This window comes from Trinickia dabaoshanensis (assembly GCF_002879885.1).
GTDB lineage: Bacteria > Pseudomonadota > Gammaproteobacteria > Burkholderiales > Burkholderiaceae > Trinickia > Trinickia dabaoshanensis.
Map to the genome: position 1 here is coordinate 123,952 of NZ_PNYA01000013.1, position 21,576 is coordinate 145,527.

Here is a 21,576-nt window from a genome sequence, read left to right on the forward strand (position 1 = left end):
CGCGTTAGCGGAACACGCCGACGGCATCGACGAGACGCGTCGCCTGCTGTTTCAAACTGGCAAGGGCGGCCGTGCTTTGCTCGACGAGCGCCGCGTTTTGCTGCGTGATGTTGTCGAGCTCGCTCACCGCGCGATCGACTTGCAGCACGCCGGCGCTTTGCTCGCTCGTCGACGAGCTGATTTCGGCGATGAGATCGGACACGCGTTTGACCTGCGAGACGATGTCGTCCATCGTGCGGCCCGCGTCGTCGACGAGCTTCGCGCCCGAGTCGACCTTCTCGACGCTCGCGTCGATGAGCGACTTGATTTCCTTCGCGGCGGTCGCGCTGCGTTGGGCCAGGCTGCGCACCTCACCGGCCACGACCGCGAAGCCCCGGCCCTGCTCGCCCGCCCGCGCCGCTTCGACGGCCGCGTTCAGCGCGAGAATGTTCGTCTGGAATGCGATGCCGTCGATCACGCCGATGATGTCCGCGATCTTGCGCGAGCTGGTCGTGATGTCGTTCATCGTATGCACGACTTCCGAAACGGCACGCCCACCCGCCGATGCCGACTCGCTCGCGGTGCTGGAGAGCTGGTTCGCGGCCGACGCCGTCTCCGCATTGCTCTTGACGGTCGAGGTCATCTGCATCATCGACGACGCGGTCTGCTGCACGCTCGACGCCGCTTGCTCCGTGCGCGAGCTGAGATCGGTGTTGCCTTGCGCGAACTCGTTGATCGACTGCTGCACGTGACGCACTTGCTCGCTCACGTCATCGACGAGCCAACGGAACATGAGCCCCATCTGATTGACGGTGCGCAACGTCATGCCGATCTCGTCGACGCGGTCGGCTTCGGCCGATTGCCGCCCTTGCCCGGCAGCGACGTCGAGCGCGTGCTCGCGCAGCCGCTCGAGCGGGCCGGCGATCTGCGCTTCGAGCCAAAACGACGCGAGCGCACACGCCACGCAGGCCACCGCGCCGAACACCCCGAGTCCCGCACCGCTCGTGCCTGCCGCTGCGGCGGTACCGACGAGCGCGGCCAGTAGCGCGATCAACGCCGTGCGAATGCGCCAGCGCACCGACATCGTCTTCAGCACGCTCGTCACGCCAAGCAGTCCCTTGCGGACGACGAGTCCCTTATGAAATGCACGATTGCCCGCGCGCCCTTCGCGAAAATCCGCATAGAGCGCTTCGGCGGCGGCGATCTCTTCGCGCGACGGCTTCGTGCGCACCGACATATAGCCGACCGGCCGGCCGCCTCGCACGACCGGCGTCGCATTCGCCCGCACCCAATAATGATCGCCGTTCTTGCATCGGTTCTTGACGATGGCGGTCCACGGTTCGCCGCCCTTGAGGGTCGCCCACATATCGGCAAAGGCTTCCTGCGGCATGTCGGGGTGGCGCACGACGTTGTGCGGCTGACCCTCCAATTCCTCGACCGAAAAGCCGCTGACCTCGACGAACGCCGCATTGGCATAGGTGATATAGCTTTGCGCGTCGGTTGTCGACATCAGGGTTGCGTCATCGGACAACTCATATTCCCGGCCGGTGACTGGCACGTTGTTGCGCATCGAACAAGACCTCAGAAAGTGTGAAACGGGGCGGCAATCCAATGCGGCGGTTAGCCGCGATGGGTGCTTACGACCGTTTAACGGCCGCCTTACGAGGAACTTGAGATGTGTTTTACGTGCGGAGGCAACTCATTGCGCACGCAATGGTCCTATTATTTCGATAGACAAAAAAACCTCCGGGCCGGTATACGCCGACGCGGAGGTTCGATCAGTCGACCTCACAGCCGATTGTCGTTGCTTAATTAAGAGCGCGTAAGTATCAGACTAAAGCTTTTACCCGCTAATCGGAATGGCGCTCCGCCGAGTTGGTGATGGCCTGCCCGCTCTTCGAAATATCCTGGCCGGCACCCGCTACGGTGTGGCAGGCGGTCAGCCCGAGCGTGCTTGCGAAAACCAAAAGTGCGATGAGTCGTGTCATGAGCGTCCTCCCTTGGCAAGACGAGTCTTCGAATGAATGGCTTGCTAGGTCTTCAGCAAGCCATATGCCCGAACACCTCTCCTCATCGCCCTTCGTTTTCGTCCGACGAACTAAGCAGGCGTGGCGGTAGGAACGAGGCCCTGATCTCTACGCGCCTTGCGCTCTTTACGTGCCGGTACCTCCGGTGCCGATGAAATCAGGATCGTTGAAAAACTGCGTCAACAGATCCTGAAAGACAGCGCTCGCCCCTCGATAGGCGGCCGGAATGGCTATCGCGCCCGCCATCGACGTTCGCCAGCGGCCATGCGCATGCAACACCTTGTCATAGCGAACCTTGTCGCCTCGTTCGACGACGAACCGCGCGCTCACTTCGGCATGTCCATCGGCAAGCTGGACAGTGAGCAAGGACGCTTTGATCGTCGAAGCCGCGCCGGCGTCGTAGTTGCCGGACGTGGTCAGTTCGTCGCGAATGCCGTCGCTCAAATACGATGCCCACGAACCGCCGTTCGGCGCGGTCAAGGTATAGGCGCGCACGCTGTTGGCCACGTTAGCGGGGTCGCTACCGGCTTCGACGCGATAGACGGCGCCATGCGCGAGATGCGACAACGATTGCTGGTTGACGATGCTGGACTGATACGGCGGCAGCGGTCTCGTCACGCAGCCGGCGAACGCGACGACGCATGCGGCCGCGGACGCGAGCACGATGCCACGCCGGAGCTTATGCGCCAGATGCACGACGCGAGGGCTGAGCGTAGTCATTGAGCGATATCCGATGCCTGGTCGATGTTCGCGAGGCCGCGATCGACAACCTGCCTGATCACCGTCGTGAAGGCATCGTGCAGCGGAACGGGTTTAAGACCCTCGGGCCCCTTCTTGATGCCGACCGTCGTGTAGATGGCGTGATGAACGTCGGCGGTGACCAAGTCATGGCCCGGTTCGAGGTAACTGAACTTGCAAACGTAGTTGTCGGTCACGGTATCGCCGGCGAGACCGAATGTCAGTCCCGTCGTGAAGCCCTTCTTGGCTGCATCCGCTTCGGCGACGTTATCGATCACGATCGACAGCTTGCGGCCGGACGGCACCGGCGTGGCCGATGTCGAACTGAAAAGTCCCGATTTCGTCACATCCTCGATCACATACGCCTTGGTCGATGCGGTAGCCGTGGCGTTCGCTACGCCATTGGTTCTGAATTCATAAAGCACCTGAATCGGCTGCGGCTCATTCGGCTTTTTGAGGTCGGCGGCGGGTGTATCGCCCAGCGTCGGATCGACGTAATGCTGCATCGAAACACAAGCCGACAATTGCACCGCGCCGATCGCGATCGAAGCAATGGTCAACAGACGTTTTATTTTTGTAAGGTACATACGGTCCTCTGGTCTTATTCACTTGCTAAGTTGCTGTTGGAATGCGCATGCCGCCGCATTCGAATCGAGTCACACTCGTTGCAGGACGACACCCGCTTATTACGGCATCGCTGCATGAATCTTGAAGCGCTAATAGCGATGTCGGGCCGATAGACCATCGATTCGTCCCCATTCGTCTACCCGCCGGCACGCGCCACCATCCGGCGCGATGGCGCGTTTTAACGGGGTTTTGGCGCTGCCGCCCGTGCGGAAATTTCATAATATGAACGGACTATAACGGTCCCTTCGCGCAAGACACGCGTGCCGGGCACCTTCGGACGATGAGGGTAATCGCAATGCTTCTTGCTTTGAGGATGGAACACGCGCGCCACTCGCGTCGCTCGCCGCTTCAGGTACTTACGCCGTTCTTCCTCGCCATGCCCGGGATGGCATTCGCCGCCGCAGCGCTGCCTCAAGGCGGGCAGTTCGTTGCGGGATCGGGTTCGATATCCGGCAATACGACATCGCTCACGATCAATCAAACGTCGAGTCGCGGCGTCGTCGATTGGACGAGCTTTTCCATCGGCAGCGGCAACCGCGTCAGCATCGCCAACGGCACCGGCGCCACGCTCAATCGCGTCACCGGCACGACGCCCTCGTCGATTCTCGGCACGCTCACCGCCACTGGCAGCGTCTACTTGATCAATCCGCAGGGGGTGGTCATCGGCCAAAGCGGCATCGTCTCCACGGGAGGCCGCTTCGTCGCCTCCTCGCTCGATACCGACAACACGGCGTTCATGAACGGCGCACCGCTTACGTTTTCGAACGCATCGGGTACCGTCAAAGGCACCGTCGTGAACCTCGGGACGATTTCGTCGAGCGGCGGCGATATCTTCCTGATCACGGGCAACGAAGTGGATAACAGCGGAACGCTGAGCGCGCCGAAGGGCACAGTCGAACTCGTTGCCGGGCAAAAGGTGTTATTGAACGATTCGACACAGAGCCAACAAGTGTTCGTTCAAAGCGGCGGCCACGGCACGGTCGTCAATCGCGGCGCCATCGAAGCGGCGCAAATCAGTCTGCAAGCGGCCGACGGCAACATCTATGCATTGGCCGGCACCCACTCGGTGCTGCGCGCGACGGGCACCGCGACACGCGACGGTCACGTCTGGCTCGTCGCCGACACGGGCAGCGTCACGATAGACGGTTCGACCGTCGCGACAAACGCGAACGGCACCGGCGGCACCGTCGACACGAATGGCGCCACGCTGCATCTCGCAGGCGGGCCGAGCGTGAAGGCCGGTCAGTGGAATCTCTCCACGCCGAGCCTGACCATCGACAGCCTCTTAGCCCCCGTCTTCCAGGACAACCTCGACGCGGGCACGTCCGTCAACGTTCAAACGACGGGAGCACAATGCGCAACGGGCGATATCGACGTGGCGTCGAGCATACGTTGGAGCGGCGCGGCATCGCTCACGCTCGGCGCCTATCGTTCATTGACGATCGAACCGTCCGCAAAGTTGAGCAATACGGGCAACGGCAATTTGATTCTGCGCGCCGACGCGCAAGCGATCGACAACGGCGGGAGCATCACCAACAATGGCACGGTGGACTGGTCGGCGAGCCAAGGCGCCGTCAGCCTGTTGCACGACATCAATGGGTTCTACGTTCCCGGCACGCTATCGACCAACGCGGCATGGACCCCACCGGTCGACAGCGGGCTCGCCACGCAGATCACGCGCTACAAGCTCATCAATTTTTACAAGGACCTGGCCAGCGTGAATGCCGATCTCGTCGGCAACTATGCGCTCGGCAGAGACATCGTCGCGACCGGATCGAGCGACGGCTCGTTCGTCCCGATAGGCGACGGGAATACGGCGTTCACAGGGCAGTTCGACGGACGCGGCCACTCCATCGACTCGCTGACGATGCGGGGCACCGGCCCCCAATCGATCGGCCTGTTCGGAACCCTCGGGGCAAGCGCGATCGTGCGCGATCTGAACGTGAACGGCAACATCGCCATGGCGCTCGACCCGCAAAGCAACTGGGAGGACGGCATCGAAGGCATCTTGGCCGGCATCAACGAAGGGACGATTTTGCGAGTCAATACGTCCGGCAGCGTCTGGGACGTATTTGCCACTCAAAACGTCTCGCTCGCGGGCGGACTCGTTGGCCTGAACACCGGCAAGATCGAGCATTCGAGCAGCTCGGCGATCTTGAATTCGGGTACCGTGGGCGGCCTCGTCGGCGAGAACGACGGCCTCATCGCGGACTCGCATGCCTCGGGGCAGGTGCAAGGGGCAACCGCCGTCGTCATCACCGCCGACGGGCCCGCCGGTCTCGTGAGCGATAACCTAGGCACGATCACCCGGTCTTACGCGACCGGCGTGGTAGTAGGCGAATGCAACGACTCGCTTTGCGGCGGCGCCGCGGGGCTCGTCTCCGACAACAACGACGGCGTCATCAGCCAATCGTATGAGACGGGCGCCGTCGAGGCCGGCCGCTGCGCCGCGTTCAGTTGCGGGTATGCCGGGGGGCTGGTGCTGAAAAACACCGGCGCGGTCAGCCAGTCGTACTCGACGGGCCAGGTGATAGCGAACGGCTGCATCGATCCGTCCACCTGCGGCTCCGGCGCGGCACTCGTGTACCTGAACGAAGGAAAGATCGATCAATCGTTCGCCACCGGTTTGGTCAGCGGCGGACTCGTCGACCCGCCTTCGGGCACGCAAGGACAAAGCGCCGGCATTTCGGTGAGCAACACCGGTTCGATCGCAACGAACGTCTACTGGGACAAGCAAACGACCGCCACCGCGCGCGGTGTCGCGTGGGGCACGCCCGTATCGACTGCAAATGGGCTGACAACCGCGCAAATGTCGAACGCCGCGAATTTCGCGGGCTGGGACTTCGGCTCGACCGGTGCGTGGGCGATGCCGGCCGGCGCCCATCATCCCGTCTTGCGTTGGCAATTGCAGCCCCAGTAAGCGAGTACGAACGCGCGTACCGTGGCAGCGCGCGATCGCGCCGGTCCGTCAGCGGATCGGCCGACCGGCCGATTAGCCGATTAGCCGGGGCGGCGAAACTCGTTTTCGACCCAGCTTTCCGCGCTCGCCCTACTGAGCTTGAAGTTCGGCGCCACTTGGACTTGCGCTAGCTGCTCTCCGAAAGCGTTGAGCGCCGTCAGTAGCGCATAGGGCTCGTCCTCGTCGGGGACGATGTCGAGCGTGATGTCCAAATCGCCTTCGCCCGATGCGGTTGCCACGGTCACTCGCTTGTGCAACTGCGCCCGCAACTGTTGCTCGTGCCGGCGCAGCACCTCCGTCGCGGTCTTCACGAGCGTATTGAATGCCGAGACATCGAGCGGCTTCGGATCTTTCTTATTGCGGCCCATCGTCCATGGGCCGACGAGCGCGGGTTCCGGCTCGCCGTCCTTGATCATCTCGACGGCCCAGCCGTCGTCCTCCTCGTTCTTGATCACGCGCGCGGTCCATCCGTTGTCGCGCCATAGACCGTCTTCGTGGACCGTTTCGGAAACCTCGGTGTCGGGGCCTTCGGCGGCAAGCTCGGGCGACGGAAGCGATAGATCGTTCATGACACAGTTACTCTTTCGGGCGGCGCAAACTGCGCGCAATCCGGCGATTCTACCCGTGCATGGCGCGGTGAACGCAGCGCTATGGCCAACGGACAAGGCAAAACTTCGTGTAACTGGATGCGCGTAATACTGGCTCTGCGCGAGCGAGGCGTCTCCAGGCAAGCTGCCGAGCACGAGCGCGCGCGTGCAAGCGGGAAGTCGAGTCGACCTGGATACAACCCGCACCTGGTCCTAAATAAATCCGCATGCACCGATAAAGCAGCAGTCCCTCGCTAGGATGTCCCGGCCCTACGAACCTGTCTCCGGCCGTAGGACGCACGATACCGGCGGACGAGAACCGGGCGCCGCGCTGAAGCGGTTTGCGCAAGAGCGGTTCTCCAGCAAGTTGATTGATTAAGTTATGATCGGGTGATAACATCAATGAAAGCGAACGTGCGCGACCCCTCCCTCGACGCGCTGCTATACCTCGACGGGGAAACGTTCGTCGTTGATTCGGTCGGCACCTGTTGGGCGAAGTTCGAGGTAGAGCACTGCGCCGTGTCGGCTGAGCGCCCTCAGGGGCTGAAGTATTCGCTGACGCTCCATGACGGCGCAGGCTCGCGTCTATTGGGCTTCGATAATGCACATCCGATTCGCGAGGGCTCAGGACCGGGATCGCGTACCCGGATCGAATACGACCACAAGCACCGCGGCCCCCGGGTGCGCTTCTACGTCTATCGGGACGCAGCGAAATTGCTGGCGGATTTTTGGGCTGAAGTGGAAGCGATTCTCGAGGCAAGGAGTACACAGCATGAGTACAGCGAACGTCCTGAAGGTCGGGATTGCATCATTGGAGCAATACAAGGCTCGGACGATGGCAATTGCCCGCGGTGAATATGTGCCCGGAGCTCATGAGCCGAAGGTCTGGTTCCAGTCACTTGAAACACTGGCGCAGGTGCTGTCCGACAGGAACCGATCACTGCTCGCTTTGATCGCGGAGACAAAACCGGCTTCGCTGAGCGAATTGGCTGAACGCTCAGGCCGAGCGAAATCCAACCTATCGCGAACGCTCAAGACAATGGAGCGATACGGACTCGTTCACTTCGAAGAAGGTATGGGGCGGGAGATGGCGCCGCGCGTCAACTATTCGGGGGTTGAGTTGGAACTGTCGTTTGCGTGAAATACCGCTTTACCGACGACACGGGGCACCGCAGGCGCAATGCGGCCGAATACGAAGGCAACATCGATCTTCCGACGAGCCTGACCGCGGAGTTGGTTCGGCTTACGGCCGAACTCATCGATGCGGCATCTGAGCTCGAATACCTGCTACCCCTACCTAGAGGTCGTTAAATAGCTTCTCGAGTCAGGGCAGCTACACCGCCACCCACTTACGCAACGCCTCCCACGCCCGCAACTTCTCGGCATAAGGCACGGCCGCATAAGCCGGACTACTCGACGGCAGCTTGATGAGATCGAGCGACAGCCGGCTTTCTGCCAACGCCTGCATTCCGATCTTCGCAGCGGTACCGCCGTTGAAGGCAACGGCCTTTAGCTCCGGCAACGCAGCCACGAGCGCCGCCAGATCGTTCGTCGCATGATCGCGAATGCGGCTATCGAGACTGCCCTCGCGCTTAGCCTTCGCAATCACATCCCACAGCCCTACCCGATGGTCGAGCAGCGCTTGCAGCCTCGCCTCGTACCCCATCCCCGGCAACGCCACCCCAATCACATCGCCAATCAAATGCCAAAACCGATTCTGCGGATGCGCGTAATACTGGCTTTGCGCGAGCGAGGCCTCTCCAGGCAAGCTGCCGAGCACGAGCACGCGCGTGTGCTCGTTCACGACGGGCGCGAACGAATGTTTGAACGTCACGACGAAGACGGCAGCGTGGCGCCCGGGGCGATCGGTGAGCGCTCCGTGGCGCGTCTAGGCGTATGGCCCGCATGCGAGGGCCGCGCCGGACGTCCGCCGCGGTCGTGGGGAAGGTGGGAATACGGAGACGAAGGCGCACCGTCGAGCATTTCGCCACGCCCGCGCGCCTCGAGATGCGCCCACAACGCCGGCAGCATGCATTCGGTCACCATGAGCGGCGCGCCATGCCGCACGAACACCGAGCGGCGCGCGAGCAGCGCGCGCGGCGCACGCCCCGCGATTTCGCGCCGCGCCAATACCGAGAGCGGATGTCTAGGCGCGAGGCGCGTACTGACCAACACCGAACGCGCAACGGTGCTGTCGGCGTACAGCAGCTCGGCGAGCGGGCGCGTGCGCAACCGCCGCATCGCCTGCCAAACGCCCCGGCTCGCCGCCAGCGGCGCGATGCTATGCGCGGCGACGAACGGCACGCCGTCCACCTCGAGCACGACTTCACGCACCCAAACACGCGTGCGCGGCGCGACGCGCAGCGCCGCGCACTCGTCGGGCCACGCCCGATCGACCGCTTCGCGCGTCACGCGCACGCGCACGTCGCCGAGCCCACGCAAGTGCGCGGTCAGCGAGCCGCCGCGCGTGAGCCAATCTTTCTGATCGAACGTCGTGATAGGCCGCCGCGCCGCGCGCCAAGCGCGGCTCGCGGCGTCGTAGCGCAGACGCGCGGCGTGCATCAGCGCGCCAGCAACAGCGCGTTCGTGCGCTTCACGAAGCTGGCCGGATCGTCGAGCGTGCCGCCCTCGGCCAGCACGGCCTGATCGAACAGCAGATTGCACCAGTCGGCGAAATCGCCCTGCTCGGCACTCAGCGCCTTCACCAACGCATGCTCGGGATTGATCTCGAGAATCGGGTGGAAGTCGGGCGTCTTTTGCCCCGCTGCCTTCAGCATGCGCTGCAAATACCCCGTCATTTCGCCGTCGTCGGCCACGAGACAAGAAGGCGAGTCAGTCAGACGGAACGTCAAACGTACATCCTTCGCTTTGTCCTTGAGCACCTCTTTCATCTTTTCGACGAGAGGCTTCATCGTCTCGCCGATGGCCTCATGTGCCTTCTTCTCTTCGTCGTCGAACGCATCGAGATCGAGATCGCCGCGCGCGACGCTCGCAAGCGGCTTGCCGTCGAACTCGGTAAAGTACGCCAGCGCCCACTCGTCGACACGGTCGGTCAACAGCAACACCTCGATGCCCTTCTTGCGGAACACCTCGAGATGCGGGCTGTTTTTAGCCGCCTGCCAGGTGTCGGCCGTGACGTAGTAGATCTTCGTCTGTTCCGGCTTCATGCGAGCGAGATAGTCGGCCAGCGAGACCGTCTGTTCGGCGGAATCGGTATGCGTCGACGCAAAGCGCACGAGCTTGCCGATACGCTCGCGGTTCGAAAAGTCTTCGCCGAGACCTTCCTTGAACGCCTGGCCGAATTCTTTCCAGAACGTCGCGTACTTGGCCTTGCCTTCCTCGGTTTCGGCGTTGGCCATTTCCTCGAGCATCGACAACACGCGCTTGGTGACGCCCTCGCGAATCGCCTTGACGTCGCGGCTTTCCTGCAAGATTTCGCGCGACACGTTCAGCGGCAAATCGGCCGAATCGACCACGCCTTTCACGAAACGCAGGTAAGGCGGCAGCAGTTGCTCTGCGTCGTCCATGATGAACACGCGCTTCACGTACAGCTTCAGACCACTGCGATGGTCGCGGTTCCACAGATCGAACGGAGCATGCGCCGGCACGTACAGCAGTTGCGTATACTCGCTGCGGCCTTCCACTCGGTTGTGGGTCCATGCAAGCGGGTCTTGCTCGTCGTGCGCGAGGTGGTGATAGAACTGCTTGTACTGTTCGTCTTCGATTTCGCTCTTCGGGCGCGTCCACAGAGCGCTGGCCTGATTGACCGTTTCGTCCTCGTCCTTGACGACCATCTCGCCCTTCTCCGCATCCCACTCTTCCTGCTTCATGAGGATGGGCAAGGCAACGTGATCGGAGTACTTGCGGATGATCGACTTGAGCCGGTACGACGAAAGCAATTCGTCTTCTTCGGCGCGCAGATGAAGCGTGATGGTCGTGCCGCGTTGCGCGCGCTCGATCGTCTCGACAGAGAAATCGCCTTCGCCGGCGCTGACCCAGCGTACGCCCTCTTGAGCCGGCAGCCCGGCGCGGCGCGTCTCCACGGTGATCTTGTCGGCGACGATGAAGCCCGAGTAAAAGCCCACGCCGAATTGGCCGATGAGCGCCGCGTCTTTTTGCTGGTCGCCCGAAAGCTGCGAGAAAAATTCCTTGGTACCCGAGCGCGCGATCGTACCGAGGTGCGACACGGCTTCGTCACGGCTCATACCGATGCCGTTGTCGTCGATCGTAATCGTGCGCGCCTCTTTGTCGAAGGCAACGCGAATACGCAAGTTCGGATCGTTTTCGTACAGCTCGCTATTGGCGATCGCTTCGAAACGCAGCTTGTCCGCGGCATCGGACGCGTTCGAGATCAACTCACGCAGGAAAATTTCCTTGTTGCTGTAGAGCGAATGGATCATCAATTGCAGAAGCTGCTTGACCTCTGCCTGAAAGCTCATGGTTTCTTGTGCCATGGTCTCAAGTTCCTTTGCGTTCGGTTACGGTTCGTAAATGGCGGAAAACGTCACTTGGTGCGCCGCCCGCGGCCCAGGCGGGCAATCGCGACGCGAGAGCGGCCCCTTAATTGGGGACGTCGGCCTGAGCTTTCAAGGGGCGCGCGACGCGGTGCCGCGATTCGATGTAATCGGCCAGGAAACGCGGCAGTTCCGGGTCCCCGCAGTTGGCAACGTTGAACCGCATCCAGGTGGTGGGCGACTGGTGCGGGGAGAACAGGCTGCCCGGTGCGAGCAAAAAGCCGGCCTCCTGGCCCGCGGCGGCGAAAGCGTCGGCATCCACGCCGGCATCCGCCCACAAAAACATGCCGGCCGTCGGCATCGAAAATAGCGAGAATCCGGCCCGTTCGAGCATGCGGGCGGTCTGCTCGCGCACCGGGTCCAGCCGCGCGCGCAAACGCTCCACGTACCGCCGGTAATGCCCTTCGGTCAGAATCTTGTAGAGCAGACGCTCGTTGAGCTCGGGCGTCGTCATGCTGATCAGTATCTTTTGATCGCCGATCGCCTGCGCAACCTCGGGCGCGCAGGCGACGAAACCTACGCGCAGGTTAGCCGTCAGCGTCTTCGAAAAACTGCTCAGATAGATCACGCGCTTGAGCTGATCGAGCGTAGCCAGACGTGTGACGGGGTGGCTCGGGGGACACAGATCGCCGTAAATGTCGTCTTCCACCACGACGAAATCGTATTCCTCAGCCAAGCGCAAAATGCGGAAGGCTTGCGCCGGCGACAACGACGTACCCGTCGGGTTATGCAGGACGGAGTTGATGACGAGCATTTTCGGGCGCCAGGTCTTGACCTGCTCTTCGAGCGCGTCCAGATCGGGACCCGCCGGCGTGTACGGCATGCCGACGAGGCGCGCGCCTTGCGCGGCAAAACGGCCGAACATCTGAAACCAGGCCGGGTCGCCGACGATCACGGCATCGCCCGGCTGAACATATAGCCGCGCGATGAAATCGATCGCCTGGGTAATACCCGACGTGAGGACGATCTGATCCGGCGTAGCGCCGATCTCCAACTCTTCCAGGCGGTTTTGCAATTGCTGGCGCAACGGTAAAAAGCCTTGTGCCGTGCCGGTACCCAGCCACTGCCCCGCGCTTTGCCGAGCCAGCGCGCGCAACGCCGAGGCCACGAGTTCACCGTCGAGCCAATGGCTCGGCAAGTAACCAAGGCCCGGGCCTTTGTCGGACTTGCCGGCGTGCAGCGTATTGCGAACGAGCCACACCACGTCGATCGGCCGCGCCGCGGCGCCCGCGCGCGTTTGCTGCCCCGCCGCCGTCCCACGCTCGCCGGGCCCGCTCGCCGCGCGTTCGCGCACGTAGAAACCCGAGCCGCGGCGCGATTCGAGGTAGCCCTGCGCGACGAGTCGCTCGTAGGCCTCGACCACGGTAAAGCGCGAGACGCCCTTGTCCTGCGCGAGCTTGCGAATCGACGGCATGCGCATACCGGGCCTGAACACGCGTTCCTCGATGCGGCGCCGAGCCCATTGAACGAGCTGCTCGACCAGCGTAAGCGACGAAGCCTCGTGCGGCGCAGGGATTTGATCTAGGGCAGCGGACATGGCGGCAGCGAACTGTACAGAAAAGTATCGTTCCGATTGTACAGTTACTGTGCAGGCCATGCCGATTAAAGTGATCGTAAAATCTCATCCGCCGGAACCGGCGCCGTCCCGGCGCCGCGCTCCGCTGCTTATTGCTCGTTCCTCTTCGCAATGAAAACCGCCTCCGCGCTTGAACTCGATCATCTCGTCGTCGCTGCCCGCACACTCGAAGAAGGCGTGAGCTTCGTCGCCGACACGCTCGGCGTCGAACCCGTCGCCGGCGGCAAGCATGCCGCCATGGGCACGCACAACCGGTTGCTCGGTTTGTGGGGCGGCGCATACCTCGAAGTGATCGCGATCGATCCCGATGCAGAACGGGAACGCGAGCGTGGCGGCGAATCCGCGCCGCCTTCACGACCGCGCTGGTTCGCGCTCGACGATCCGGCGATGCGGGCCCGGCTCGAACTCGGCCCCTACCTGGCGCACTGGGCCGCCCGCGTGGCCCGGCCCAAGGATCTGGCCCGCTGGCAAGGGCAATACCCGGCGCGCATCCCGCCCGTGATGCCGATGGCGCGCGGTGACCTGACCTGGCGGCTGACCGTGCCGGCCGACGGCAGCTTCGGCGCCGGCGACGGCATCGTGCCCACGCTGATCCAATGGGACACCCCCGCTCATCCCAGCGCACGCCTGCCCGAAACCGGCCTGGCCCTCAAAACGTTGAAGGGACGTCACCCGCGAGCGGACGAGTTACGCGCGCAACTCGGGTGGCTGGGCGCCGCGCATCTGATCGAGTTGGAAAACGCCGCGGACGGCGCGGCGGCATTGACGGCCGAAATCGAAACGCCTGCCGGCGTGCGCACCCTTGCGTGATACGCCCGCGCCCCCTGCTCGATCACTAGGAGAGTTTTTCGATGTCGAAATCGCCTGAAACGCGAGGGATGCTGCTCGGTCTGCTGGGCGTCATCATCTTCAGCCTGACGCTGCCGATGACGCACGTAGTCGTGCAAGAACTCAATCCTGTCCTCAACGGGCTGGGCCGGGCACTCGCCGCCGCCGTCCCCGCCGCGGCGCTGCTGGCCTGGCGGCGCGAGCGCCTGCCTAGCCGCGCGCAACTGAAAGGACTGGCCGTTACGGCGCTCGGCGTCATCGTCGCGTTCCCGGTGTTGTCGGCCTGGGCCATGAAGACCGTCCCGGCCTCGCACGGCGCACTGGTCAACGGCCTGCAGCCGCTTTTCGTGGCCATTTATGCCGCCTGGCTCTCCCGCGAGCGCCCTTCGCCGGCATTTTGGGCGAGCGCGGCCATCGGCAGCGCGCTTGTCGTCGCCTACGCCCTCCATGCGGGCGGCGGCGCGCTGCAGGCGGGCGATCTGTTCATGCTCGCCGCGGTCGCGGTCGGCGCGCTCGGCTACGCCGAAGGCGCCCGCATCGCACGCGAACTAGGCGGTTGGCAGGTGATCTGCTGGGCGCTCGTGCTGGCCGCGCCCTTCCTCCTGATTCCCGTCGCTTGGCTCGGCTGGCAGCAGCATGTGGCGCATCCGGGGCCGCTCGCGCTGCGGACCTGGCTAGCGTTCGGCTATGTCACACTCTTCTCGCAATTCATAGGATTTTTCGCCTGGTATGCGGGATTGGCGATGGGAGGAACAGCGCGAGTGGGACAAGTTCAGCTATTACAGATATTCTTCACGATCGCATTCGCCTCGCTCTTCTTCGGCGAAACGGTCGCGCCGTCGACGTGGCTGTTCGCCGTCGCCGTCATCGCCACCGTGATGCTCGGCCGCAAGGCCGCCGTACGGACGGCGGCGACGACGAGCGCAACCGCAACACCCGCAACGGGACGACTCGCGCGATAATCGCGCTTCTCGTCTCGAAACATTACCCGTGTTTCGGCATCGACGACGGAACCCAACTCAACCACCATCGAGGACTAAGGAGACGTTTCATGGATCATAGCGATCTGCCGCATACGAATTGGCGCATATCCGAGCGCGCACGCAAACTCACGAGCTCCGCCATCCGCGAGATCCTGAAAGTCACGGAACGCCCCGAAGTCATCTCGTTCGCGGGCGGCCTGCCCTCGCCGGTAACGTTCCCGGTCGAGCGGATGCGCGAGGCGTGCGAGCGCGTGACGCGCGACGCCCCTGCCGCAGCCTTCCAGTACAGCGCAACCGAAGGCTATGCCCCGCTGCGCGAATGGGTGGCCGCGCGCTATTCGAAGAACGGCGTGACGATCCGCCCGAGCCAAGTGCTCATGGTCACGGGCTCGCAGCAGGCGCTCGATCTGCTCGGGAAGGTCCTCATCGATCCGGCGAGCCCCGTGCTCGTCGAAACGCCGACCTACCTCGGCGCGCTGCAATCGTTCTCGATGTACGAGCCGCGCTACGTGCAAGTGCCGACCGATGAGAACGGTCTGATCCCCGAAGGCCTGACGCCGGCGCTCACGCAAGACGCGCGGCTGCTCTACGCTCAGCCGAACTTCCAGAACCCGACGGGACGCCGTCTGCCGCTCGAGCGCCGCCGCGCCCTGGCGGAATTCGCGCGCACGAGCCCGTTCCCCGTGGTCGAGGACGATCCCTACGGCGCGCTCGACTACGCCGGCGCCCCGCTGCCCACGCTGCTGTCGATGGCGCCCGATCACATCGTGCACTGCGGCTCGTTCTCCAAAGTGCTCGCGCCGGGTCTGCGCCTGGGCTACATCATCGCGCCCGAGGAATTGCATTTCAAACTCGTCCAGGCCAAGCAAGCCACCGATCTGCATACGCCGAGCTTCACTCAGCGCATCGTGTACGAAGTGGTCAAGGACGGTTTCCTCGATGAGCACATCCCGACGATCCGCACCCTGTACCGCGATCAATGCGAGGCGATGCTCTCGTCGCTCGAGCGTCACATGCCCGAGGGCGTGACCTGGAACCGCCCCGAAGGCGGCATGTTCATCTGGGCGAGCCTGCCGAAGCATATCGATACGATGCAATTGCTCGAGGCCGCCGTCGCCGAGAACGTCGCCTTCGTGCCCGGCGCGCCGTTCTATGCGAACGACGCCGATCACAGCGCGCTGCGCCTGTCGTTCGTGACCGTGCCGCCCGCACGCATCGACGAAGGCATCGCCCGTCTGGCCAAACTGATCCGCGAGCGCATCTAATCGCTTGCGGCCCGTGCCCGTGCCTCCCCACGCGGGGGGCGCGGGCCGACCGGATCGACGGTCCGTCGAACCGCCCCCTCCCTTCCACTCTTCTATTCGAGGAACCGCCATGGCAAACCAAAACGTCTACGACAAGCTCAAAGAACTCGGTATCGAGTTGCCCGCCTCGGCTACGCCGGCCGCCGCTTACGTGATGGCCGTGCAAACGGGCAATACCGTCTTCGTGTCGGGCCACACGGCCAAGAAAGACGGCAAGCCTTGGGTGGGCAAGCTCGGCGCGAACATGACGACCGACGAAGGCAAGGTCGCGGCGCGCTCGGTCGCCATCGATCTGCTCGCCACGCTGCACGCGCACACGGGCGACCTGAACCGCATCAAGCGCATCGTCAAAGTCATGAGCCTCGTGAATTCGACGCTCGAATACACGGAACAGCATCTCGTGACGAATGGCGCATCGGAGCTGTTCGGCGAGGTGTTCGGCGACGCAGGCAAGCATGCGCGCTCCGCATTCGGCGTCGCGCAGATCCCGACGGGCTCGTGCGTCGAGATCGAGTTGATCGCCGAGATCGCCTAACACGGAGCGAACCGATGAGCGCACGCCAAGTCCGCTTCAAGCAGGTCGACGTGTTCTCGGAGGCGCCGTTCAAAGGCAACCCGCTGGCCGTCGTCTTCGATGCCGACGGTCTTACCGACGAGCAGATGCAAGCGATCGCGCGTTGGACGAACCTCTCGGAGACGACGTTCATCTGCGCGCCGACGCAGCCCGGCGCCGATTACCGCGTGCGCATCTTCACCATCGCCTACGAACTGCCGTTCGCAGGCCATCCGACCCTCGGCACCGCGCACGCGCTGCTGGAAAGCGGATACCGGCCGCGGCAACCGGGCCGGCTGGTCCAACAGTGCGGGGTCGGGCTCGTCGAGATCGCGCTGCGCGACGACGGCTCGATGGCATTCGCGGCACCGCCCGCCCGGATCGAGCCGCTCGGCGCGGACGATCAGCGCGCGCTGAAAGCGGCGCTCGGCGGCGCTGAGATCGATTTCGGCGACATCGAGCCCTGCTGTCTCGACAACGGTACGCCGTGGCTCGCGGTCGGAGTCGACTCACCAAGCACGTGTATATCGATCGGCTTCGATCCGGTGGGCGTCTCGCGCATCGTGCAGAAAGTAGGCATGACAGGGCTCGCTCTTTATGCTCGGCATGCGCCGGACGGCCCGGCGACGCTCGAAGTGCGCTGTATCGTCATCGATAGCGACTACTCGATCTACGAAGACCCGGTCACCGGCAGCGCCAACGCGGGGCTAGCGAGCCTGTTCGCGGCGCGCGGCCGCAGGCCCGGTGCCCGGTACACGGTTCGCCAGGGCACGGCGATCGGGCGCGAGGGCCGCGTGACGGTCGACTATGATGCCGAGGGCGGCATCTGGGTCGGCGGCCGGACGACCACCATCGTCGACGGGACTTTCCGCTTATTCTGAGCGGCTACCCGCCCGGGCGCGGTTCGCGCCTTTCTTTCCCCGCCTTTCTCATTCCACTAAGCGAAATTCCCGACGGGTCTTATAGGCCCGCCGGCCCTGCGCGCACGCCCGTTCGGCGGCGATCGCGTGCGACCCACGGCCGCCAAATGCCCTTGCGTCATGCGTTCGGCAGGTCACCCGGCGCGAAATCGGAATACCATTGCTGAAATCGTGCCCGCGGCGACGAACGTTTACCCGATAAACGGACGCTATCTTAATTTTTATCCATTCAGTAATATCCTCGATGAGGAACGTCTGCGGTATTCGAAGCCTTCCCAATAACTCATTGCCCCGATGAATTTCGCCCGGCTTCATTCCACGAGAGACACCCGCACGCGCTCCAACGCCGCGGGCTCACGCCGTCGCGCGCTGATCGCGATCCCGGTGTTGGGCATACTCGTGCTTGCGCTCCTGTGGACGGTGATCTCGGCACGGCTATCGGTCGAGCGCGACTCGACCTACCGCGAAGCGACGGCCTCGGCCGCGATCCTTTCCGCCGCGCTCGAGCAGCACACCGTCAAAGCGATTCACCAAGTCGATCAGATCACGCGCTTCGTCAAGTACGAGTACGAAAAGAGCCCGGATCACTTCGACCTCGCCAGCACGGTCGAGAAAGGCGTCGTGCAGAGCGACACGCTCGTGCAGGTGTCGATCATCAACGAGCACGGCATCCTCGTATCGAGCACGGCGGAGCCCAACCCGGCGCCGATCGACTTGTCCGATCGCGAGCACTTCAAGGTGCACGAGCACGAGAACGACGATCAGCTCTATATCAGCAAGCCCGTGCTCGGGCGCGTCTCGCATCAATGGACGCTGCAGATGACGCGGCGCCTGAACCATCTCGACGGTTCGTTCGCCGGCGTCGTGGTGGTCTCGGAAGACCCGAGCTACTTCACGAGCGACTTCTATAACAACGCGGCGATCGGCAAGGATGGCGTCATCGCCGTCATTTCGGACAACGGCGCGGTGCTCGCGCGGCGCACCGGCGTGGCGCGCGACCCCGCCGGCGCGTTTTCCGCGAGCGGCACCTATCCGATCTCCGAGCACGTCTCGGGCACGATGACCGACCCGATCGACCACGTCAAACGGATCGTCTCGTACCGGCACATCGACGGCTATCAGATGGGTGTGCTCGTCGGCCTCTCGCAAGCCGAGGAGTTCGCCGACTACAACCATACGCGCAACGTCTACTTGTTGATGGCGAGCTTTATCTCGCTTGCGATGCTCGGCTTTTTCGCCGTCGCGACCGGTCTTATCGGCAAGCTGCTCGGGCGCGAGCGCGAAATGACGCACCTCGTCGAATACGACTTGCTCACGGGCCTGCGCAACCGCTACGCGACGATGCAAAGCCTGCGGCAAGACGTCGGCGACCCGGCCAACGTGGGGCGTCTCGCGATTCTGTTCATCGACCTCGACAACTTCAAGACGGTGAACGACACGCTCGGACACAACGCCGGCGACATCGTCCTGCAGATGACGGCCTCGCGCCTGTCCGATGCGGTCGGCGCGGCCGGCGTGCTCTCGCGTATCGGCGGCGACGAGTTCGTCGTCGTGCTCAAGGGCGGCGACGTCGAACGCCAGGCCGTGCAACTGGCGGAGAACGTGCGCGAAATCTTCGAGCATCCGTTCGACGTGCGCGGCACCTCGTTCGTCCTGCATGCCAGCATCGGCATCGCCCTGTACTCGGTCGGCAGCGAGAGCGAAATCGATCTGCTCAAGAAGGCCGACCTCGCGATGTACAGCGCCAAGGATGCCGGCAAGAACTGCTACCAGTTCTATTCGCCGCACCTTTCGCATCGCGCCGATCACCTCATGCAATGGGAACAGCAGCTGCGCGTCGCGTTGAGCGAAAACCAACTGTTCCTCGTCTACCAGCCGAAGATCGATTTGGCGCGCCGGTGCATCACCGGTTTCGAGGCGCTCGCGCGCTGGAACCATCCCCAACAAGGCGTCATCTCGGCGAGCGAGTTCATACCGGTAGCCGAGTCGACGGGGCTGATCGTACCGATCGGCGACTTCGTGATCGAGACGGCCTGCCGCCAACTCGCCGCCTGGCAGCGCGACGGCTACGAAACGCTGTCGCTCGCCGTCAACATCTCGGCGGTGCAGTTCTGGCGCGGCGATTTGTACGAGACGATTTCGCGCGCGATCGAGGACACCGGCATCGCGGCCCATCGGCTCGAGCTCGAAATCACCGAGACGGCGATGATGGAGTACCCCGAACTCGTCTCCGAGAAAATCGTCGCACTGAAGCGGCTCGGCGTCGGCATTGCGCTCGACGATTTCGGCACCGGCTATTCGTCGCTGTCGTACCTGAACCGCTTCTCGGTCGACACGCTCAAGGTCGACCGTTCGTTCGTTCAAGCGATCCCGGCCGATCGCAGCGTTTGCGTGATGGTGTCCGCAATCGTCAATCTGGCGCGCTCGCTCGGCTTGACCGTCGTCGTGGAAGGCACGGAAACCGAGGAGCAGATCGCGTGGCTGTCCGCGCTCGGCAACATCCAAGCGCAAGGGTTCTTGTTTTCGCGCCCCGTGCCCGCGGAGGGTATACCGGCGCTGCTCGAACGCTTCGGTGTATGCGACATGCACGAGCCGTTCGGGTCCTACGGCAAGAGCCAAAAGAACACGAGCAAACAATCGGCATAAGGGCACCGGCGCGGATGCGTGAGATGCTCAAGCGAATGGAAGGACCGATCGATGGGTGAGGCGAGCACGAGCGGAATACGCGCTTCGCGCGCCGTGCGCACCGCCCTTGCCGCTGAGCGAGAGGCGGATCGCGCACCGGCGCCCGATGCCGGCCCCGAACCGCTTTGGACGCTGTTTCGCGTCGTTTTCGCTCTATCGTCTCTTTCGTGGGGCGGGCTTGCGCTGATGGCCCAACTCGAAATGCATTACGTAGCGCGCGAACGCCGCTTCACCCAAGTCCAATATTCCGATTTCGTCGCGCTTGCCTGGATGACGCCGGGAGCCGTGGGCTACAACGTGGCCGTGCAGGTCGGCTATGCGCTGCGCGGACGCATCGGCGCTTGGGTAGCCGGCATCGCGGCGGTCTTGCCGTTCTTTTGCACGATGACCGCCTTGGCGACGTTCTATCACGCGTCGTTCATTCATGCGCTCGCCACGCGCGGCCTCATCGACCATTTTGCCGCCGTGCTCGCGGTGCTCATCGGCATCACCTGGTACCGGCAAACTCGCGCGCTCGTGCACCAGCCGCTCGAATGGGGCGCGGCCGCCCTCGCCTGCGTCGTCCTGCTGACCGTGCACGGCACGGCCTCGTTCGTGCTCTTGCTGACGGCTTCGTTCGCCGCCGGCTGGTTCACGAGTCCGGTACGCGATGCCAAGCTCGAGATTTCACTAGGACTCACCGACAAGCTCTTCCTGCTCGTGGTGCTGGCGTTGATCGCGCTGTTCGCGGCACCGTTGCCGCCGGAGTATGCGGGACGCCTCATCTGGCCTCGCCTCGCGGGTGCCGGCATGACCTTGTTCGGCGGCGGATTTTCGGCGCTGCCCGTGCTCAAGGCGCTATTCGAGACCCCCGAGGTTGGCGTCACCGCGCGCGAGTTCACGCTCGCTTTCGCGCTCTCGCCCGTTTCCCCCGGCCCGCTCCTGAACGTGGTCCCCTTCCTGGGTTACCTCGTGCACGGCTGGGCCGGTGCGATCGTGGCAACCTGTTCGCTGTTCGTACCGTCGGCCGTGCTCATCGTGTTCGCGCGCCGCCATCTGCATCGCCTCGAGACGAACGTGCGCTTCGAGCACGGCATGCGCATACTGCGCGCATCGACGACCGCCTTCTTGCTGACGGCCGTCGTGCACATCGTCGAGCATATCCCCCGCGAACCCTCGCAACTCGTGACGGCCCTCTTCGCGCTCGTATGCCTCGCGCGTCTGAAACTGCCCGTGTACGTGGTTTATGCGATCGTGGCCGCGATATACGGCGGGGCGCGCCTGCTCGGCTATCAATGAGGCTGCGCGGTATCGGAC

The 21,576-nt window shown here is 63.6% G+C and carries 20 protein-coding genes; 11 read left to right on the forward strand and 9 right to left on the reverse strand.

Annotated elements, in window-relative coordinates; translation table 11 throughout:
* Positions 1 to 4: 4 nt before the first annotated feature.
* From C0Z18_RS15940 to C0Z18_RS15955, 4 genes are all read right to left on the reverse strand, one after another.
* Entirely contained in the window at positions 5 to 1,549 is a 1,545-nt protein-coding gene (locus tag C0Z18_RS15940) for a methyl-accepting chemotaxis protein (protein WP_102646371.1), read from the reverse strand.
* Positions 1,550 to 1,829: 280 nt separating this feature from the next.
* Positions 1,830 to 1,967 (reverse strand): entericidin A/B family lipoprotein, encoded by a 138-nt coding sequence (locus C0Z18_RS15945; RefSeq protein ID WP_102646372.1) that lies wholly within the window; start codon positions 1,965 to 1,967, stop codon positions 1,830 to 1,832.
* 165 nt (positions 1,968 to 2,132) lie between these two features.
* Positions 2,133 to 2,726, reverse strand: a complete 594-nt coding sequence (locus C0Z18_RS15950) for a hypothetical protein (RefSeq protein WP_102646373.1) — start codon at positions 2,724 to 2,726, stop codon at positions 2,133 to 2,135.
* On the reverse strand, positions 2,723 to 3,331 hold the full coding sequence (locus C0Z18_RS15955) for a hypothetical protein (protein ID WP_146014019.1): 609 nt from the start codon (positions 3,329 to 3,331) through the stop codon (positions 2,723 to 2,725). Before C0Z18_RS15955 ends, C0Z18_RS15950 begins: the two co-directional genes overlap by 4 nt.
* A gap of 335 nt (positions 3,332 to 3,666) precedes the next feature.
* On the opposite strand from C0Z18_RS15955, the gene C0Z18_RS15960 reads away from it, so the two are divergent.
* On the forward strand, positions 3,667 to 6,291 hold the full coding sequence (locus tag C0Z18_RS15960; RefSeq protein ID WP_158244243.1) for a two-partner secretion domain-containing protein: 2,625 nt from the start codon (positions 3,667 to 3,669) through the stop codon (positions 6,289 to 6,291).
* A gap of 80 nt (positions 6,292 to 6,371) precedes the next feature.
* On the opposite strand, the gene C0Z18_RS15965 is transcribed toward C0Z18_RS15960, so the two are convergent.
* On the reverse strand, positions 6,372 to 6,899 hold the full coding sequence (locus C0Z18_RS15965) for a hypothetical protein (protein ID WP_102646376.1): 528 nt from the start codon (positions 6,897 to 6,899) through the stop codon (positions 6,372 to 6,374).
* A gap of 420 nt (positions 6,900 to 7,319) precedes the next feature.
* Between C0Z18_RS15965 and C0Z18_RS15970 the strand changes: the two genes are divergently transcribed.
* Genes C0Z18_RS15970 through C0Z18_RS32965 form a run of 3 tightly spaced genes read left to right on the forward strand, consistent with a single transcriptional unit; the run spans position 7,320 to position 8,228 of the window.
* On the forward strand, positions 7,320 to 7,772 hold the full coding sequence (locus tag C0Z18_RS15970) for a toxin-antitoxin system TumE family protein (protein WP_199189463.1): 453 nt from the start codon (positions 7,320 to 7,322) through the stop codon (positions 7,770 to 7,772).
* Positions 7,753 to 8,058, forward strand: coding sequence for an HVO_A0114 family putative DNA-binding protein (locus C0Z18_RS15975; RefSeq protein WP_332888213.1), 306 nt, complete (start codon positions 7,753 to 7,755; stop codon positions 8,056 to 8,058). The genes C0Z18_RS15970 and C0Z18_RS15975 overlap by 20 nt, the downstream gene beginning before the upstream one ends.
* Positions 8,055 to 8,228, forward strand: a complete 174-nt coding sequence (locus tag C0Z18_RS32965) for a hypothetical protein (RefSeq protein WP_158244244.1) — start codon at positions 8,055 to 8,057, stop codon at positions 8,226 to 8,228. The genes C0Z18_RS15975 and C0Z18_RS32965 overlap by 4 nt, the downstream gene beginning before the upstream one ends.
* A 22-nt stretch (positions 8,229 to 8,250) precedes the next feature.
* Here the strand turns inward: C0Z18_RS32965 and C0Z18_RS15980 are convergent, their stop codons facing one another.
* From C0Z18_RS15980 to C0Z18_RS15995, 4 genes are all read right to left on the reverse strand, one after another.
* Positions 8,251 to 8,751, reverse strand: coding sequence for a DNA-deoxyinosine glycosylase (locus C0Z18_RS15980; protein WP_102646378.1), 501 nt, complete (start codon positions 8,749 to 8,751; stop codon positions 8,251 to 8,253).
* Positions 8,748 to 9,479, reverse strand: a complete 732-nt coding sequence (locus C0Z18_RS15985; RefSeq protein WP_102646379.1) for a chorismate--pyruvate lyase family protein — start codon at positions 9,477 to 9,479, stop codon at positions 8,748 to 8,750. Before C0Z18_RS15985 ends, C0Z18_RS15980 begins: the two co-directional genes overlap by 4 nt.
* Positions 9,479 to 11,371: a molecular chaperone HtpG gene (gene htpG / locus C0Z18_RS15990; protein ID WP_102646380.1), complete on the reverse strand. Its 1,893-nt coding sequence runs from the start codon at positions 11,369 to 11,371 to the stop codon at positions 9,479 to 9,481. The genes C0Z18_RS15985 and htpG overlap by 1 nt, the downstream gene beginning before the upstream one ends.
* A 106-nt stretch (positions 11,372 to 11,477) precedes the next feature.
* Positions 11,478 to 12,968 (reverse strand): aminotransferase-like domain-containing protein, encoded by a 1,491-nt coding sequence (locus tag C0Z18_RS15995; protein WP_102646381.1) that lies wholly within the window; start codon positions 12,966 to 12,968, stop codon positions 11,478 to 11,480.
* 150 nt (positions 12,969 to 13,118) lie between these two features.
* On the opposite strand from C0Z18_RS15995, the gene C0Z18_RS16000 reads away from it, so the two are divergent.
* The 7 genes from C0Z18_RS16000 to C0Z18_RS16030 all read left to right on the forward strand — a co-directional run bounded on the left by C0Z18_RS16000 (position 13,119) and on the right by C0Z18_RS16030 (position 21,558).
* A complete protein-coding gene (locus tag C0Z18_RS16000; protein ID WP_102646382.1) occupies positions 13,119 to 13,817 on the forward strand; it encodes a VOC family protein in 699 nt (232 codons plus the stop codon).
* Positions 13,818 to 13,858: 41 nt separating this feature from the next.
* Positions 13,859 to 14,797 (forward strand): DMT family transporter, encoded by a 939-nt coding sequence (locus tag C0Z18_RS16005; protein ID WP_102646383.1) that lies wholly within the window; start codon positions 13,859 to 13,861, stop codon positions 14,795 to 14,797.
* An 89-nt stretch (positions 14,798 to 14,886) separates the two neighbouring features.
* Positions 14,887 to 16,083, forward strand: coding sequence for an aminotransferase-like domain-containing protein (locus C0Z18_RS16010; protein WP_102646384.1), 1,197 nt, complete (start codon positions 14,887 to 14,889; stop codon positions 16,081 to 16,083).
* Between the two features lie 109 nt (positions 16,084 to 16,192).
* Positions 16,193 to 16,657: a RidA family protein gene (locus C0Z18_RS16015; RefSeq protein WP_102646385.1), complete on the forward strand. Its 465-nt coding sequence runs from the start codon at positions 16,193 to 16,195 to the stop codon at positions 16,655 to 16,657.
* Positions 16,658 to 16,671: 14 nt separating this feature from the next.
* Complete coding sequence (locus C0Z18_RS16020) at positions 16,672 to 17,556, forward strand: PhzF family phenazine biosynthesis protein (protein ID WP_102646386.1); 885 nt, start codon at positions 16,672 to 16,674, stop codon at positions 17,554 to 17,556.
* Positions 17,557 to 17,889: 333 nt separating this feature from the next.
* A complete protein-coding gene (locus tag C0Z18_RS16025) occupies positions 17,890 to 20,241 on the forward strand; it encodes a bifunctional diguanylate cyclase/phosphodiesterase (protein ID WP_102646387.1) in 2,352 nt (783 codons plus the stop codon).
* 51 nt (positions 20,242 to 20,292) lie between these two features.
* Complete coding sequence (locus C0Z18_RS16030; protein WP_102646388.1) at positions 20,293 to 21,558, forward strand: chromate transporter; 1,266 nt, start codon at positions 20,293 to 20,295, stop codon at positions 21,556 to 21,558.
* The last annotated feature ends 18 nt before the right edge of the window (positions 21,559 to 21,576 follow it).

Bases quoted from the DNA above. Each gene is read 5' to 3' on its own strand.
- C0Z18_RS16000 (WP_102646382.1), top strand. From the start codon at position 13,119: ATGAAAACCGCCTCCGCGCTTGAACTCGATCATCTCGTCGTCGCTGCC.
- C0Z18_RS15985 (WP_102646379.1), bottom strand. From the start codon at position 9,479: ATGCACGCCGCGCGTCTGCGCTACGACGCCGCGAGCCGCGCTTGGCGC.
- C0Z18_RS15960 (WP_158244243.1), top strand. From the start codon at position 3,667: ATGCTTCTTGCTTTGAGGATGGAACACGCGCGCCACTCGCGTCGCTCG.
- C0Z18_RS16010 (WP_102646384.1), top strand. From the start codon at position 14,887: ATGGATCATAGCGATCTGCCGCATACGAATTGGCGCATATCCGAGCGC.
- htpG (WP_102646380.1), bottom strand. From the start codon at position 11,371: ATGGCACAAGAAACCATGAGCTTTCAGGCAGAGGTCAAGCAGCTTCTG.
- C0Z18_RS16025 (WP_102646387.1), top strand. From the start codon at position 17,890: ATGAATTTCGCCCGGCTTCATTCCACGAGAGACACCCGCACGCGCTCC.
- C0Z18_RS16020 (WP_102646386.1), top strand. From the start codon at position 16,672: ATGAGCGCACGCCAAGTCCGCTTCAAGCAGGTCGACGTGTTCTCGGAG.
- C0Z18_RS16030 (WP_102646388.1), top strand. From the start codon at position 20,293: ATGGGTGAGGCGAGCACGAGCGGAATACGCGCTTCGCGCGCCGTGCGC.
- C0Z18_RS15965 (WP_102646376.1), bottom strand. From the start codon at position 6,899: ATGAACGATCTATCGCTTCCGTCGCCCGAGCTTGCCGCCGAAGGCCCC.
- C0Z18_RS15995 (WP_102646381.1), bottom strand. From the start codon at position 12,968: ATGTCCGCTGCCCTAGATCAAATCCCTGCGCCGCACGAGGCTTCGTCG.
- C0Z18_RS16005 (WP_102646383.1), top strand. From the start codon at position 13,859: ATGTCGAAATCGCCTGAAACGCGAGGGATGCTGCTCGGTCTGCTGGGC.
- C0Z18_RS15945 (WP_102646372.1), bottom strand. From the start codon at position 1,967: ATGACACGACTCATCGCACTTTTGGTTTTCGCAAGCACGCTCGGGCTG.
- C0Z18_RS15975 (WP_332888213.1), top strand. From the start codon at position 7,753: ATGGCAATTGCCCGCGGTGAATATGTGCCCGGAGCTCATGAGCCGAAG.
- C0Z18_RS15950 (WP_102646373.1), bottom strand. From the start codon at position 2,726: ATGACTACGCTCAGCCCTCGCGTCGTGCATCTGGCGCATAAGCTCCGG.
- C0Z18_RS15940 (WP_102646371.1), bottom strand. From the start codon at position 1,549: ATGCGCAACAACGTGCCAGTCACCGGCCGGGAATATGAGTTGTCCGAT.
- C0Z18_RS15955 (WP_146014019.1), bottom strand. From the start codon at position 3,331: ATGTACCTTACAAAAATAAAACGTCTGTTGACCATTGCTTCGATCGCG.
- C0Z18_RS16015 (WP_102646385.1), top strand. From the start codon at position 16,193: ATGGCAAACCAAAACGTCTACGACAAGCTCAAAGAACTCGGTATCGAG.
- C0Z18_RS15970 (WP_199189463.1), top strand. From the start codon at position 7,320: ATGAAAGCGAACGTGCGCGACCCCTCCCTCGACGCGCTGCTATACCTC.